The sequence below is a fragment of the Nonomuraea angiospora genome (genome assembly GCF_014873145.1).
In the GTDB taxonomy this organism is placed as follows: Bacteria; Actinomycetota; Actinomycetes; order Streptosporangiales; family Streptosporangiaceae; genus Nonomuraea; species Nonomuraea angiospora.
This window is the reverse complement of the sequence record NZ_JADBEK010000001.1, coordinates 2,287,006-2,302,484: the sequence shown is the minus strand read 5'-3', so window position 1 is coordinate 2,302,484 and position 15,479 is coordinate 2,287,006. Positions and strand designations below refer to the sequence as shown.

Here is a 15,479-nt window from a genome sequence, read left to right as displayed (position 1 = left end):
GAACCTCGCCCGTACCCTCCCGATCCGAACACGGAGAATGCGTTGTACCTGATGCGCATCGGCGCGCCCGGCGCCGAGAAGCCCGTCGTCCGCGTGGACGAGTCCCACTACATCGACGTCTCGGACGTCACGCCCGACTTCGACGAGCGCTTCTTCGCAGCGGGCGGCGCCGCGCTGCTGGCGGACCGGGTCGCCCGGGGCGACGCGCGCGAGTTCGCCGGTGAGCGCGTCGGCGCGCCGATCGCCCGGCCGCACCAGATCCTGTGCATCGGCCTGAACTACAGCGACCACGCCGCCGAGACCGGCCAGGCCGTCCCGGCCGAGCCGATCCTGTTCACCAAGTCGCCCAACACCCTGATCGGCCCGTACGACGAGGTGCGCATCCCGCGCGGCTCCACGAAGACAGACTGGGAGGTCGAGCTCGGCATCGTCATCGGCCGGCGCACCTCCTACCTGGACTCCGTGGAGGAGGCGGCCGGCGCCATCGCCGGCTACTGCGTGGTCAACGACGTCAGCGAGCGCGCCTTCCAGATGGAGCGCGGCGGCCAGTGGTCCAAGGGCAAGTCCGCCGAGACCTTCAACCCGGCCGGCCCCTGGCTGGTCACCCCGGACGAGATCCCCGACGTCAAGAACCTGGGCATGTGGCTCGACGTCAACGGCGTGCGCCGCCAGACCGGCACCACCAAGACCATGATCTTCGACCCGTATCTCATCGTGCACCACCTGAGCCAGTTCATGGTGCTGGAGCCGGGTGACCTGATCAACACCGGCACCCCGCCCGGCGTCGGCATGGGGCACAACCCGCCCATCTGGCTCCAGCCCGGCGACGTCATCGAGCTCGGCATCGACAGGCTCGGCAGCCAGCGCCAGCAGGTTCTGGGCCCGAGGTAAGGACAGGCATGAGCGTCACCCATTCCGAGAAGCAGCGGCTGACCGCCCCGGACCCCGCCGTCCTGGCGGCGGTCGAGGCCGCCGTGCCCGGGATCACCCGTACGCGGGCCACCGACCGGCTCGGCATGGCCCATGACGCCTCCCACTACCTGCTCACCCCGCAGGCGGTCCTGGTGCCGGAGAGTGCCGAGCAGGTGGCGGCGCTCATGCGGGCCGGGCTGCCGCTGACGTTCCGCTCCGGCGGCACCAGCCTGAGCGGGCAGGGCGTGAGCGAGCACCTGCTGGTCGACACCCGGCGGCACTTCCGCGGCATCGAGGTGCTCGACGGCGGCGCCCGGGTCCGCGTGCAGCCGGGCGCCGTGCTGCGCCAGGTCAACGCCCGGCTGGCCGCCCACGGCCGCAAGCTCGGCCCCGACCCGGCCAGCGAGTCGGCCTGCACGATCGGCGGCGTCGTCGCCAACAACTCCAGCGGCATGACCTGCGGCACGCACGCCAACACGTACCGGACGCTGGAGTCGCTGGTCCTCGTGCTGCCCAGCGGCACCGTCGTCGACACCGCCGCCCCCGATGCCGACGCGCGGCTGCGCGCCCTGGAGCCCGAGCTGGCGCAGGGCCTGGAACGGCTGCGCGACCGGGTCCGCGGCAACCCGGAGTCGGTGCGGCGGGTCACCGCCCAGTTCGCCCTGAAGAACACCATGGGGTACGGCCTCAACAGCTTCCTCGACCACGACACGCCCGCGCAGATCCTCGCCCACCTCGCGATCGGCAGCGAGGGGACCCTGGGCTTCGTCGCGCAGGCCGTCCTGCGCACGGTCCCGGCCCACCGCCTGGCCGCGACCGGCCTGCTCGTCTTCCCCACGCTGCGTCGGGCGATGGCGGCGATGCCGCAGCTCGTCTCCGCCGGCCCCGCCGCCGTCGAGCTGCTGGACGCCGAGTCCCTGCGGGTGGCCCAGCGCGACCCCAAGGCCGACGACGTGCTGCGCACGCTGACCGTGCGGGACCACGCCGCGCTCCTGGTCGAGTGGCAGGAGTCGGACCCCGAACCGCTCGCCGAGCACGAGCGCACGGCCGAGCGGCTGTTCCCCACGCTCGACCTGGCCGCCCCGGCGCGGCTGAGCAGGGACGCGGGCGGCCGGGCCGCGCTCTGGCACATCCGCAAGGGCCTGTACGCCTCCGTCGCCGGCGCCCGCCCCAGCGGCACCACCGCGCTCCTGGAGGACGTCGCCGTCCCGGTGCCCGTCCTGGCCGACCTGTGCGACGACCTGGCCGGCCTGTTCGCCAAGCACAGCTACGAGCGCAGCGTCATCTTCGGCCACGCCAAGGACGGCAACCTGCACTTCATGCTCAACGAGCGCTTCGACACCGACCTGGAGCGCTACGCCGACTTCACCGAGGACATGGTCGCCGCGGTGCTCGACCGGGGCGGCACGCTCAAGGCCGAGCACGGCACCGGCCGCGTCATGGCCCCGTTCGTCCGCCGCCAGTACGGCGACGAGCTGTTCGAGGTGATGCGCGAGGTCAAGCGCCTGTGCGACCCGGCGGGCACGCTCAACCCGGGCGTCGTCCTCACCGACGACCCGCACGCCCACCTGCGCGACCTCAAGAGCGTCGTCACCGTCGAGCCCGAGGTCGACCGGTGCGTGGAGTGCGGCTACTGCGAGCCCGTCTGCCCCAGCCGCGACCTGACCACCACGCCCCGCCAGCGCATCGTGCTGCGCCGGGAGCTGGCCGCCGCCCGGGAGGCGGGCGACCACGCGCTGGCGGAGCGGCTGGAGGAGGAGTACGGCTACGACGCCGTGGACACCTGCGCCGTGGACGGCATGTGCGCCACCGCCTGCCCCGTCCTCATCAACACCGGCGACCTGACCAAACGCCTGCGCGAAGAGCGCCACGGCCGCGCCGCCCGCGCGGGCTGGAAGTCGGCCGCCAAGCACTGGAACGGCGTGACCCGCGCCCTGGACCTGGCGCTCGACGCCGCCGCCGCGGCCCCGGCCTCGCTCGCCGAGGGCGCCAGCAGGGCCGCCCGCGCCGTGGCGGGCCAGGACGCCGTCCCGCAGTGGAGCCGCGACCTGCCCCGGGGCGGGACGCCCCGCCGCCCGGCCCCGGCCGAGGACGCCGACGCCGTGTTCGTCCCGTCCTGCCTGAACACCCTGTTCGCCCCGGCCGAGGGCGGCCCCGGCGCGATGGCCGCGCTGCTGAGCCTGGCCGAGCGGGCGGGCGTGCGGCTGCGCGTGCCCGACGGGATCGGCAGTCTGTGCTGCGGCACGCCCTGGTCGTCGAAGGGCCTCACCGACGGCTACGAGGTGATGCGCCGCCGGGTCCGGGACGCGCTGGCGACGGCCACGGACGGCGGCCGCATCCCGGTCGTCAGCGACGCCGCCTCCTGCACCGAGGGCTTCGAGCGCCTCACCGCCGCGGCCTCACCCGCCGTCCGGGTGCTCGACGCGGTCGCCTTCACGGCCGAGCACCTCCTGCCGCGCCTGCCCGAGGCGCGCCGGCTGCCCTCGCTGGCCCTGCACCCGACCTGCTCCTCGACCCGGCTCGGCCTCGACGCCGCCATCACCCGCGTCGCCGAGACGGTCGCCGAACGGGTCGTCGTGCCGGACGGCTGGCAGTGCTGCGCCTTCGCCGGCGACCGCGGCCTGCTCCACCCCGAGCTGACCGCCTCCGCCACCCGGGCGGAGGCCGCCGCCGTGGCGCGGGAGGACTTCGCCGCCCACGCCTCGGTCAACCGCACGTGCGAGCTCGGCCTGACCCGCGCCACCGGCAGGCCGTACCACCACCTCCTGGAGCTGCTGGACCGGGTCACTACCCCTTGACGGCCGCGCCGGTGACCGAGGAGGCCCAGTACAGGGCCCTGGCCACCTGCGGGAACAGCCCCTTGGGGTGGTTGCGGAACATCGGCTCCGTGCCGAACAGCACCACGGCCGCGCCCCGCTCGTCCCTGCCGCTGACCACGGCGGCCTGGCCCCTGGCGGCGTCCTGGCCGCCGCTCCCGCCGGCGTCGGGCCGCCAGTGGCCGGAGACCAGCGGGCCCTCGGCCGCGTACGACTGCTCGACCGTGACCTCCGGCCCGAGGCCGGTGAACCAGCGCGGCGAGTACACGAACGAGTGGTCCGGCGATCCGCCGCCCACCTGCCCGCTCACTGGGCCGCCCGTGGAGCGCACGCGTACGACGCCGTTGGCGTCGCCGCGGCCCGCGACGGCGGTCGCGGTGAGCAGCCCGGCGGCGGCGTTGAAGGCCGCGCCGGTGCCGCCACGGGCGATCACGCCGCCGGTGGTCAGGAACGCGTCCAGCGCCGCCCTGGCCGCCGGGTTGAGCGCGGTGTAGCTCAGCCCGCTGGAGACGAACAGCACGTCGGTCCCGCTCCAGTCGTAGCCCGCGTTGAGGGCCGCCGTGGAGACGGGGGTGACGGCGAAGCCCAGCTCGCGCAGCGTGAACAGCTCGTCGGCCGAGGCGGCGGCGGCGATCCTGACCCGCGAGAGCGGCGTGCCCGCAGGGGTGCCCGCCGGGGTGAAGGCGACGCCGTAGCGGTCCGCGACCGCGCGGGCGGCCGGGCGCGCCGTGGCGGGCACGATGGCCGCGCCGTCCGCCCAGGTCACCGCCGTGCCCTGGGCCAGGAGGTCGTTCAGGGCGAGGACGTCCTTGGCGTCGGCCACCTTGAGCGCGAGCGCCCCGGGCGTGCGGGGCACGGATCCGGTCGGCGCGGCGGCCTTGACCGGGTCGGCCCGCACGCGCAGGGACGTGACGGCGTCCACGCCGGCGCCCCAGAGCAGGCTGTGGCTCCAGCCGGAGATGTCGTACATGGCGTCCACCCTGGGCGAGATGTCCGCGCCCGCCTCCAGCATGACGTTGGCCAGGCCGCGCTTCGGCTGGCGCATGTCCACCACGTACGACCCGGCCGGATACGTCCTGCCGTCCGCCCGGAACGCCTGCCTGGCCCGCTCGACCCGCACGTCGTTCGCGATCAGGTGGTCCACCAGGCGCGCGGCGGCCGCCTCCGAGCGCCGGCCGGTGATGACGTACGCCCGGGGGAAGGTGGTGGTGTAGACGTCCTCCGGCCCGAACCCGGGCACGATGCCGAGCGGCACCGCCTTCGACGGCTCCCCGGCCGTGCCCCGCCGGAACACCTCGATCTGGTCGGCGATCAGCTTGTCGTGCCGGTCGCGTACGAAGGCGTAGGTGGCCCTGATGGCGGCGGCGGCCACGTCGGTGTTGATCGCGGAGCGGCGGCGCAGCTCCTCGACCGGCTGCTGGGTGTAGTCGGAGCCGTTGACCCGCAGCGGGATCTCGACGGTGTGCGTCGCCACCGCCCCGTGGAAGGGCGCGTACTGCGGGGTGAAGATCGGCGGCCAGTCGTCCCAGCCCTCCGCGGAGTCGCGGAACGGGATCTGCGCCGGGTACACGCCGTCCTTCTCGGCGGTGTAGCCCAGCCCGTTCACGGCGGCCTCCATGCCGAGGCCGTTGGCGTAGGCGTTCTGGATGAACAGGTCGTACTCGTAGTTGGCGCCGTGCGGCGGCGTGGTCGGCTCGATGAGCGTGCCGTTGACGTAGCCGTGCAGGTCCATCACGGTGACCGGCTGGGCGTCGATCATGATCTGGCGCATCGCCCGCACCTCCGGCTGGGAGGCGGTGACGAAGTCGCGGTTCAGGTCGAACCCGGCGCCGTTCTGGCGCACGCCGCTGACGCGGCCGTCGGGGTTGGCGGTGACGTTGAAGTACAGGCGGGTACGCGCCAGCAGGTCGGCGATCCCGGGATCCTTGCTGGTGGCGAGCTCCTCGATGACGCGCAGGGCGGCGTCGGTGCCCTCCCACTCGTTGCCGTGGATGTTGGCGTTGACGAACACCGGCGCCTTGTACGTCCTGACCAGCTTCCGGTCGCGGGCGGCGGCGGCCGGGTCGTTCTCGATGCGCTCGCGGATGCGCTCCTGCTCGCGCGTCTCGGCGGCGCTCTCCGGCGCGGTGACCGTCACCAGGTAGAGGTCGCGGCCCCCGTACGAGCGGCCGACGACCTGGGCGCTGACCCGGTCGCCGCGCTGCTGGAGGTCGTTCAGCCGGGGCGCGATGCCGTGGTGGGGCACCAGGCCCAGCTTGATCGAGGCGTCGGCCGGGTTCTCGGGGGGCACCGGCAGCCGGGTGCGGCGGGGGTAGCCCCGGTCGTGCGACAGGGTGCCGGGCTGCTCGGCCTGGGCGGCCGTCCGCGCCTCGGCCCGCTCGGGCACGTCGGCGGCGACCTCGTTCCGCTCCGGGCCGTTGCCGAAGTCGCGCACGGCGGGGGCCGGCGGCGCGACCGGGTCGGCCGACACCGCGTGCGGGACGAGCGGGATGACGAGGAGCGCAGTGAGCAGAGCCGGGAGCAGAGCGGGGAGCAGGGCAGGGGGCAGGCGCAAGGAAGTCCTCCAGAGGGCGCGGATCAGGGTTCCCGGTAGTCGGCGGCGATCCCCACCAGCGAGATCAGCCCGGACGCGAACTCCAGCGCCTCCGCGTGCCCCTCCGTGAACGGCGGCTGGAAGCCCACGGCCTGCCACGTCCGCGTCCCGGGGTCCCACAGGTCGGCGCCCACCTCGAAGTCCCACCCGTAGACGCCGTGGTCGTACCAGAGCTCGTCGGCGGAGTTTCCGGCCGCGGAGTAGAGCACGTCCGTCACGGGCCCGGTCTGCTGCGGCCAGATGACGGTGCCGCGCTCGGCGGCGATGGCCTGCTCGATCGTGCGGGCCGAGCGCATGAAGTACGCCTCCTGCCGGTCCGTGGGCCTGGGCAGGGCGACGCGGCCGTCGAGCTTGTACGCGCCGGGCGGCCACATGAAGTAGCCGCCGTAGCTGTGGACGTTCATGGCGAACCTGATGTTGCGGTGCGTCTCCGCCAGCCACATGACGTTGCGGCTCTCGGGCTCGGAGTGCTCGGCGGGGCCCGCGTACGTGCCGCTCTGGCAGTTGGCCGAGGCGCCGAAGTACCCGTCGGACAGCGAGCCGACGGCGTAGTTGCGGTTGACGTCCACGCCCCAGGTGTTGCGCAGTGCCGGGTCGGACTGCTGCGGCGGGCAGTGGTTCGTCAGGTTCTTCCGCTGGCCGTTGAAGTCGTAGAAGCTGTAGTTGGCGCCGTCCGGGTTGACGGTCGGCACGATGAAGACGTCGGTGCGCTCCAGTAACCTGCGGGTGGCCTGGTCACGGGCGTGGTTGCGCAGCAGCCGCTCGGCCGCCTCGACCACGACGAGAGGCGCCACCCACTCGCGGGCGTGCTCCTGGGCGTAGGCCAGCACGCCGGTGCGGCTGCCGTCGCGGTGGGCGCCGATCCGCAGGGCCAGCACCCGGGCGGGCGCGCGGGAGACGCTCGCGGGCGCGTTGAGGAAGTCGCTGAGCTGGGTGAGCGGCGCGGGCGCCATGACGCCGCCGCCCGCGTCGGCGCGGTAGGTCGCGGCCTTGACACCTGTGCTCGCGGTGGCGTTGATCGCGGCGGTGACCTGGGCGGCGGTGCTGGCGGGGGCGCCGGAGGCGTCGGTGGCCAGGCTGACCGTGATGAGCTTGCCGTTCACGGTGACCTGCAGCGGGCGGCCGGCCGCGCCGGGGTTCACCAGCTCGACGGCCACGTCGTTGCCGCCCTCGGAGCCGTACGCGTCCGAGGTGAGCACGACGGCGGCGGCGGGCGGCGTGCCGATCAGCGCCTGGGCGTGCCGCCGGTAGCCGTTGGTCGGGTACGGCAGCGTGATCAGCTCGGTGAGCTTGGGGTAACGCCGGTGCAGCGCCTTGATCCGCTCGTTGAGCTGCGCGGGCGGCATGTACTGGGTGACGAAGTCCTTCTGGTAGCCGGGACCGGCGCGGTCCGGCCGGTCGCCGTCGGGCCACTCCCGCACCTTGGCCTCGGCCGTGCCGCCGCCGGCGGAGGTCACGGTGACCCACTGCGGCCGGTCGCCGGCGGGCACCGGGGTGCTGAACTGGTGGCCCAGGTACGCGCCCGCGTCCACGTACGCGACCATCGGCGCCTGCCCGGTCGAGCCGCCCTTGCCCTTCCACGTCACGGTGAGCGTGGCCGCCTCGCCCGCGCTGCTGGACGCCTCCACCGACAGGAAGTAGCCCTCGCGGGACTTCATCCAGACGGCCCGCTCGATGACGAGCTGGTCCTGGGCGGTGGTGACCTTGGCCTTCGCCTGGGGCGGCGTGCCCGGCGCCAGGGTCGCGCCGAGCGCGGCGTAGGCGGCGAGCTGGCTGGCCGTGGCCACCGCGTCCACCTGGACGCTGCCGTCCGCCTGCGGGCGCACCCGCTCGGTGAGGTCGGCTCCCGAGGCCACCAGCCGCTCCATCGCGGCGCGGTCGGGCACGGAGAGCGTGACCAGCGAGGCCGGCTCCGGGTCGCTCGGCCCGGCGACCGCCGGGACGGACGGCTCCGCGGCCACGAACGTCGTGAGAACGATCAACAGAACGACTGCGGACGCCCGTGCACCGCGCATCGGCCCCTCCTGGATCACCGGTATGGGGCACATTCAAAGCGGACTTGCCCAAACCGGCAAGACCCAGGCGGCGCGGGGACGGCTCTCAGGAGGCCGGTGACGTGCGGGACCGGCTCAGGGGGATGGCTCTCAGGAGGCCGTGACGTGCGGGACCGCCTGGTAGAGCGCCCAGTCGGCGCTGATCGCGCCGGCCGTCGTCAGCAGCAGCGGCAGGTATTCGCCGGTCAGCTTCTCCATGGACGTCTCGGCGGCGTGGGCGTTGACGTTGACGGCCGCGATGACGTTGCCCAGCCCGTCCCTGAGCGGCGCCGCCACCGACCGGATCCCCAGCGCGAGCTGCTCGTCCGTGGCGGCCCACCCCTTGGCGCGGACCGCGCGCAGCGCCGCCTCGCGCTCCTTGGCGTCGGGGCGCCAGCGCGGCTCGATGCCCGAGCGGCCCGGCTCGGCCAGCACCCGCTCCACCTCGGCCGGCGGCAGCGCGGCCAGCAGCACCTTGCCCAGGGACGTCTGGAGCGCGGGGAAGCGGGTGCCGATCTGCACCTGGAGCGATACGATCTTCGGCACCGCGACCCGGGCGACGTAGACGATATCCGAGCCGTCGAGCTGGGCGATCGAGGACGACTCGTTGGTCTGGGTGACGAGCCGCTCCAGGTGCGGCCTGGCCACCTCCCACAGCCCCATCGAGCGGACGTAGGTGACGCCCAGCTCCAGCACCCGGGGCGTGAGCGCGAACCCGCCCTGCTCCGCCCTGGCGTACCCCAGCTCCTGGAGGGTGAGCAGGATGCGGCGGGCCGTCGGCCGGGCCAGGCCGGCGGCCGTCGCCACCTCCGTCAGGGACATGACCGGGCGCCCAGGCTGGAACGCCCTGATGACATCGAGGCCGCGGGCCAGCGCCTCGATGAAGTCAGGTCCGGTGCCACCACGTGCCATCTACGCCCTCGCCTCGCTCGGAATCCGTCCGATCCGACTCTAGACGGTCGGCCGTCCGCACAGCGGCCGATACTGGGGCCGATCAGCGGCGGTGCGTGGCGTCGCTGCGGTAGCCGGTGTACGTGTACGGGTTGTCGAGGACCTCCGCCGAGGGGATGTCCGGGTTCATGCCCTGCTCCCAGGCCTCGTCGCCCATCGCCGAGCGCAGGTGCTCGACCGTGCGCTCCACCTGCGCGCGGGCCCCGGCGAGGTCGACGCCGAGCAGGCGGTGCTCGTGCTTGACCACGCGGCCGTCGACGATGACGGTGTGCACGTCGCCGCGCTGGGCCTGGAAGGCGACGTGCCCGAACGGGTTGAGGATCGGGAACGACACCGGCGAGTGCTCGTTCTTGACGAGCACGAGGTCGGCCTTCCTGCCGGGCTCGATGACGCCCAGGTCGTCGCGGCCCAGCGCCCGGGCGCCGCCCCGGGTCGCCCACTCCACGACCTGGTCGGCGCGCAGGCCGCAGTGCGTGACCGTCTCGCCCTTGGCGTGCGCCTCCAGGTGCTCGCGCGAGCGGTCGGCGCCGAGCGTGGCGCGCATGGCCGAGAACAGGTCGCCGCTCCACCACACGCTGGTGTCCATGGACAGCGACACCGGGATGCCGTGGGCGCGCACGGCCCAGGTGGGCGGGTAGCCCTGGCCGGCGCTCTGCTCGCTCTCCGTGGAGACCGAGATCGAGCCGCCGGTGGCCGCGATGCGGTGGTAGGAGTCGGCCGACAGCGAGGCGGCGTGCACGTAGATCGTCTCCGGCGTCATGAAGCCGTGCTCGTGCATCAGGCGGATGCCGTCGTCGCTGGTGGCGCCCCACACGCCGGCGTGCGTCGTGACGGCGGCGCCGAGCTCGCGGGCCACCTCGAACGCGGGCCGCTCGGGAAAGGACGGGTCGCCGAGCACGTCGAAGGCGATCTGGAAGCCGAGCATGTCGCCGCCGGCGCCGCGCCGGCGCACGAAGTCGCGGAACTCGGGCGCGGCCGTCCACTCGGCGGGCGGCTGCTGGATGTTGCCGTAGGCGAGCACGTACCGGCCGGGCACGGACTCCAGCGCGTCGGCGGCGGCGTCGGCGTGGTCGACGGTCCGCAGGCCGTGCGACCAGTCCACGACGGTGGTGACGCCGGCGTCCAGCGCCTCGATCGCGGCCAGGGTGTTGCCGGCGTGGATGTCCTCGGGGCGGAACAGCTTGCCGTGCTCCAGGTAGAACCAGACGAAGTACTGGGTGAGCGTCCAGTCGGCGCCGTAGCCGCGCAGCGCCGTCTGCCACATGTGGCGGTGGGTGTCGATCATGCCCGGCATGACCAGGCCGCCGGAGGCGTCGATGACGACCGCGTCCTCGGGCGCCTCCAGCTCGGTGCCGACGGCGGCGATCCTGTCCCCGGTCACGAGGACGTCCGTGCGGGGCAGCACCCGCCTGCTCCCGCCGGGTGACATGGGCAGCACGGTGCCGCCGCGCAGCACCACGGGCCGTCCGGCCTCGAACTCGTTCATGGCACACGCTCCTTGCGAACGATTGTCCGCTACACGGTCACAGTCACTGTGATGAGCGCTCACTCCGGTGTCAAGACGGTTGACGCGGGCTCGCGTCGGTGATGAGATCTGGCCCAACGGACAATCGTCCGTTCAACGGACGCGGGAAAGGGAGTCCATCGTGCCTGAGGGGCCGCTGTCCGGCCTGCTGGTGGCCGACTTCTCCAGGGTCCTGGCGGGGCCGTACGCCACGATGCTCCTGGCCGACCTGGGGGCCGACGTCGTCAAGGTCGAGTCGCCCGGCGGGGACGACACCCGGTCGTGGACGCCGCCCGCGCGGGGCGAGGCGTCCACGTACTACCTCGGGGTCAACCGGGGGAAGCGGTCGATCGCCCTCGACCTGCGCGAGCCGGCCGACGCGGAGGCGGCCAGGGAGCTGGCCCGGCGCGCGGACGTGCTGGTGGAGAACTTCCGGCCGGGCGGGCTCGCCAAGTACGGGCTGGACTTCCCGGCCGTGCTGGCGGCGAACCCGGGCGTCGTGTACGCCTCCATCAGCGGGTTCGGCGCGGGGGCGGGCGCGCGGGTGCCGGGGTACGACCTGATGGTGCAGGCCATGTCGGGCCTGATGAGCCTGACCGGCGATCCCGGCGGGCCGCCGTACCGGGCCGGGATCTCGGTGTTCGACGTGATGGCGGGCAACCACGCGGTCATCGGCGTCCTGGCCGCGCTGCGGCACCGGGAGGCCACCGGGCAGGGGCAGCACGTCGAGGTCAACCTGCTGTCGTCGGCGCTGACGGGGCTGGTCAACCAGAGCTCGGCGTACGTGGCCGGGGGCGTGGTGCCGTACCGGATGGGCAACGCGCACCCGAGCGTGTTCCCGTACGAGCCGCTCCCGACGGCGGACCACGAGCTGATCGTCGCGGCCGCCAACGACGGGCAGTTCCGCAGGCTGTGCGAGGTGCTGGGCATCCCCGAGGTGGCCGACGACCCGCGCTTCGCCCGCAACGCCGACCGGACCGCGCGGCGGGAGGAGCTGAGGCCGATCCTCGTGGAGCGGCTCGTCACCCGGCGGGCGGAGGAGTGGTTCGACCTGCTGGTGGAGGCGGGGGTGCCGAGCGGGCCGATCAACACGATCGACGGGGGGTTCGCGGTGGCCGAGCGGTTCGGCCTCGAACCGGTGGTCGTGGTGGGGGAGGGGGAGCGGGCCGTGCCGACGACGCGGCATCCGATCCGGTTCTCGCGGACGCCCGCGGGGTACCGGCTGCCGCCGCCGGAGCTCGACGAGCACGGCACGGAGCTGCGTAAATGGCTCACCCAGCCGGCCGATGGCGCTTGCGGGGAGGCCCGGTCGTGAGCGGCGGGAACGCGGAGGAGGCGGCCGGCGTGGGTGGCCGTCGTGCCGGGGAGCCGAAGGAGCCCGCCGGCGTCGGCGGCGGTCGTGCCGGGGAGCTGAAGGAGCCCGGCGTCGGCGGCGGTCGTGCCGGGGAGCGGAAGGAGTATCCGACCGCGCTCGGGGCGTCCTCGCTGGAGACGATCACCCTGCTCGGGCACGACCTGGCGGCCGACGTCATGGGCGAGGTGGGCTTCGGTGAGCTGGCGTTCTGGCTGGCCACGCAGCGCCGCCCGGCCCGCGGCGAGGTGCGCGTGTTCGAGGCCGTGCTGGCCGCGCTGGCCGACCACGGGTTCACGCCCACCGCGATCGTGACGCGGCTGACGTACCTGTCGGCGCCCGACTCCGTCCAGGGAGCGCTGGCCGCCGGGCTGCTCGGCGGCGGCTCCCGCTTCCTCGGCGTCACCGAGGACTGCGGCCGCTTCCTCGCCGGCGTGCTGCGGGCCGCGGACCCCCTCCCGGCCGACGACGCGGGCTGGGACGCCCTGGCCCTGGAGACCGTACGGGCCCGGCGCGCGGCGGGCGGCCGCATCCCGGGCCTCGGCCACCACGTGCACAAGGACGGCGATCCGCGCACGGCGCGGCTGTTCGAGATCGCGGCCGAGGAGGGCCTGTTCGGGCCGCACCTGTCGCTCTACGCCGCCGTCGGCCGCGTGCACCCCCAGGTCCTGGGCCGGACGCTGCCGCTCAACGGGGCGGGCGCGTGCGGCGCGGCGCTGGCCGACCTGGGGCTGCCGCTGGAGCTGCTGCGCGGCTTCGCGCTGCTGGCCAGGACGGCCGGGCTGATCGGGCAGCTCGCCGAGGAGCTGCGCCGTCCCGTGGCCAACGACATCTTCCTCTCGGTGGACCTCAACAACCGTCCCGTCCCGCCCGAGCCGTATGCCGCCAACGGAGGTACGCATGGCTGAACTCGTCGCGGTCATCGCATCCACCCACCACCCCTTCTACTACCGCGCCAGCACCTCCACCGGCGAGGACCGCCCGCCGTTCGCCGACGAGTGGGTGCGCAAGGTGGAGGCGTTCAGGCAGACCCTCACGAGGGCGCGGCCCGACGTGCTGGTGATGGTCGGCTCCGACCACTTCCACCAGCTGTGGCTGGACAACATGCCGCAGTTCCTGGTCGGCAAGGCGCCGTTCTACGACGCCAACTTCTACAACGAGGAGCGCGAGTTCGGGCTGCCGCGGATGGTGCTGAAGGGTCAGGAGGACCTGTCGGCGTACATCCTGCGCGAGGGCCTGGACGCCGGCTTCGACCTCGCCTTCAGCAACGAGCTGCGCATCGACCACTCCATCACGTGCCCGATCATCACCCTGCGCCCCGAGGCCGACCTGCCGATCGTGCCCGTCTACACCAACATCTTCGCCCCGCCCCTGCCGCGTCCCCAGCGGTTCGTGCAGCTCGGACGGACGATCAGGCAGCTCGTGGAGTCCTGGCCGGCGGACCGGCGGGTGGCGGTCATCGGCACCGGGCACCTGTCGCTGGAGCTCGGCGGGCCGCGCCAGTTCGGGCCGCACGGGCCCGACCCGGAGTTCGACCGCAAGGCCGTGGAGTGGATCTCCACCGGGGACATCGAGGGCTGCCTGTCGGAGGTCACCCTGGACAGCCTCCACCTGCCGGGGAACGCCACGCACGGGTTCATGGACTTCATGCTGATGATGGGCGTGGCGGGGGAGGGCCGCAAGGCCGACTACGTGGACACGTACGACCTGTTCCACACCATGGAGGCGTACTTCACCTGGTATCCGAGCGGGGGTTCTTCGTGAGCAAGTATGTGCTGAACAAGTTCCTCTTCACCGTCGACCGCGACCCCGAGCTGGTCGAGCGTTACCGCGAGGAGCCGCGCGCCACCGTCGAGTGGTGGGAGTCAGAGCAGGCCAACCGCATCCTCGGCTGCCACACCGGCGAGTCGTCCACCTGGCTGCGCCTCGACGACGACGAGCGGGAGGCGCTGGCCGCGCACGACTACCCGAAGCTGTTCGAGCTGGGGGCGCACCCGTTTCTCACGCTGACCCTGTTCATCGCGATGTTCGAGCGCGACCACCCGCCGCTGGGCTTCCAGACGGAGTACGCGCGGCGGCTGGCGGCCTTCCGGCTCCCGTACCCGGACATCGCGACCTGATGACCGGTGAGCACGGCCGGATGCGCGCGGCCCGGGTCGAGGCGTGCGGCCGGCCGCCCGTGGTCGGCGACGTCCCCGTGCCGGTGGCCGGGCCGGGGGAGAGCCTGGTACGCGTACGTGCCGCCCCGGTCACGCCGCTGGACCTGCTGTGCGCGGGCGGCGCCTCCTACTTCGGCACGCCCGCCGTCCCCTACGTGCCCGGCGTCCAGGGCGTCGGGACCGTCGGGGACCGGGCCGTGTGGTTCCCGACCACGGCGGGAATGGCGCCCGGCGACGGGAGCATGGCCGGGCTGGCGGTGGTGCGTTCGGAGGACCTGGTGGAGCTGCCCGCCGGCGCCGACCCGTACGCCGTCGCCGCGCTCGGGCTGTCGGCCGTGGCCGCCCACATGGCGCTGACCTGGCGCGGCGAGCTCGCAACGGGGGAGCAGGTGGTGGTGCTGGGCGCCGGGGGCGTGGTGGGCCAGGCGGCCGTGCGGCTCGCCCGCCTCGCCGGAGCGCGCCGGGTCGTCGCGGCCGCCCGCTCTCCCGAAGGCCGGGAACGGGCGGAGCGGGCGGGCGCGGACGCGGTGGTGGAGCTCGGCACGCAGGACGTGGCCGACCTCGCCGCCCGCCTCTCCGCTGCGTGCGACGGCCCGGCGGACCTGGTGCTCGACCCGCTCTTCGGCGCCCCGGCCGCCGCTGCGGCCCGCACCCTCCGGCCGGGCGGCAGGCTCGTCAACCTCGGCGGCTCGGCCTCCGAGACGTGCCCGCTCGACTCCTCCACCCTGCGCGGCCGGTCGCTGCGGGTGCTCGGCTACACCAACAATGAGCTGACCCGGGAGCAGCGCGCCGAGGCCATCACGCTGGTCGCGGAGCACGCGGCGCGGGGGCGGCTGTCGGTGGCCCACGAGGTGGTGCCGCTGGAGGATGCGGGAGCGGCATGGCGCCGCCAGGCGGCGGGCACGGCCGATGGCCGGATCGTCCTGCGCGTCACCTGAGCCGTGCTGTCGCCCGCCTCCGCCGGTCCCGCCAGCCCCGGCACGCTTCGCGTCGGCACGCTTCACCCCGTCGCCGTCGCCGTCGCCGTCGCCGTCTCCGCTCGCGCCGCCCCGCTCGCGCCGCGCCGTCCCGCGCCGTCTCCGCTCGCGCCTCCCCGCTCGCGGCGCTCGCCCCGCGCTGTCTCCGCTCGCGCCGCGCCGCGCCGCCCCGCGCCGTCTCCG

At 74.1% G+C, this 15,479-nt stretch carries 11 protein-coding genes; 7 read left to right on the top strand and 4 right to left on the bottom strand.

Features of this window, described 5'->3' with window-relative positions; all coding sequences use genetic code 11:
• Positions 1–51: 51 nt before the first annotated feature.
• Both H4W80_RS10515 and H4W80_RS10510 read left to right on the top strand, forming a co-directional pair.
• Positions 52–891, top strand: coding sequence for a fumarylacetoacetate hydrolase family protein (locus tag H4W80_RS10515; RefSeq protein ID WP_475717319.1), 840 nt, complete (start codon positions 52–54; stop codon positions 889–891).
• 8 nt (positions 892–899) lie between these two features.
• Positions 900–3,710 (top strand): FAD-binding and (Fe-S)-binding domain-containing protein, encoded by a 2,811-nt coding sequence (locus H4W80_RS10510; protein ID WP_192784918.1) that lies wholly within the window; start codon positions 900–902, stop codon positions 3,708–3,710.
• Here H4W80_RS10510 and H4W80_RS10505 read toward each other — a convergent pair.
• The 4 genes from H4W80_RS10505 to H4W80_RS10490 all read right to left on the bottom strand — a co-directional run bounded on the left by H4W80_RS10505 (position 3,700) and on the right by H4W80_RS10490 (position 10,791).
• On the bottom strand, positions 3,700–6,282 hold the full coding sequence (locus tag H4W80_RS10505; protein WP_225963354.1) for a M14 family zinc carboxypeptidase: 2,583 nt from the start codon (positions 6,280–6,282) through the stop codon (positions 3,700–3,702). The genes H4W80_RS10510 and H4W80_RS10505 overlap by 11 nt on opposite strands.
• A 23-nt stretch (positions 6,283–6,305) precedes the next feature.
• A complete protein-coding gene (locus H4W80_RS10500; protein WP_225963353.1) occupies positions 6,306–8,303 on the bottom strand; it encodes a M14 family zinc carboxypeptidase in 1,998 nt (665 codons plus the stop codon).
• A gap of 162 nt (positions 8,304–8,465) precedes the next feature.
• Complete coding sequence (locus tag H4W80_RS10495; RefSeq protein ID WP_192784916.1) at positions 8,466–9,266, bottom strand: IclR family transcriptional regulator domain-containing protein; 801 nt, start codon at positions 9,264–9,266, stop codon at positions 8,466–8,468.
• Positions 9,267–9,348: 82 nt separating this feature from the next.
• The gene (locus H4W80_RS10490) at positions 9,349–10,791 is read right to left on the bottom strand and encodes an amidohydrolase family protein (RefSeq protein WP_192784915.1); all 1,443 of its coding nucleotides are present in this window, start codon (positions 10,789–10,791) and stop codon (positions 9,349–9,351) included.
• Between the two features lie 160 nt (positions 10,792–10,951).
• Here H4W80_RS10490 and H4W80_RS10485 point away from each other — a divergent pair, with 160 nt between their 5' ends.
• From H4W80_RS10485 to H4W80_RS10465, 5 genes are read left to right on the top strand one after another with little or no spacing between them, the layout of a single operon-like run.
• Positions 10,952–12,124 (top strand): CaiB/BaiF CoA transferase family protein, encoded by a 1,173-nt coding sequence (locus H4W80_RS10485; RefSeq protein ID WP_318786792.1) that lies wholly within the window; start codon positions 10,952–10,954, stop codon positions 12,122–12,124.
• On the top strand, positions 12,121–13,068 hold the full coding sequence (locus H4W80_RS10480; RefSeq protein ID WP_318786791.1) for a citryl-CoA lyase: 948 nt from the start codon (positions 12,121–12,123) through the stop codon (positions 13,066–13,068). Before H4W80_RS10485 ends, H4W80_RS10480 begins: the two co-directional genes overlap by 4 nt.
• Positions 13,061–13,924 carry a DODA-type extradiol aromatic ring-opening family dioxygenase gene (locus H4W80_RS10475; RefSeq protein WP_192784914.1) on the top strand — a complete coding sequence of 288 codons (864 nt, stop codon included), beginning with the start codon at positions 13,061–13,063 and terminating at the stop codon, positions 13,922–13,924. Before H4W80_RS10480 ends, H4W80_RS10475 begins: the two co-directional genes overlap by 8 nt.
• Entirely contained in the window at positions 13,921–14,280 is a 360-nt protein-coding gene (locus H4W80_RS10470) for a hypothetical protein (RefSeq protein ID WP_192784913.1), read from the top strand. The genes H4W80_RS10475 and H4W80_RS10470 overlap by 4 nt, the downstream gene beginning before the upstream one ends.
• Complete coding sequence (locus H4W80_RS10465; protein WP_225963352.1) at positions 14,280–15,257, top strand: quinone oxidoreductase family protein; 978 nt, start codon at positions 14,280–14,282, stop codon at positions 15,255–15,257. The genes H4W80_RS10470 and H4W80_RS10465 overlap by 1 nt, the downstream gene beginning before the upstream one ends.
• Positions 15,258–15,479 lie beyond the last annotated feature (222 nt).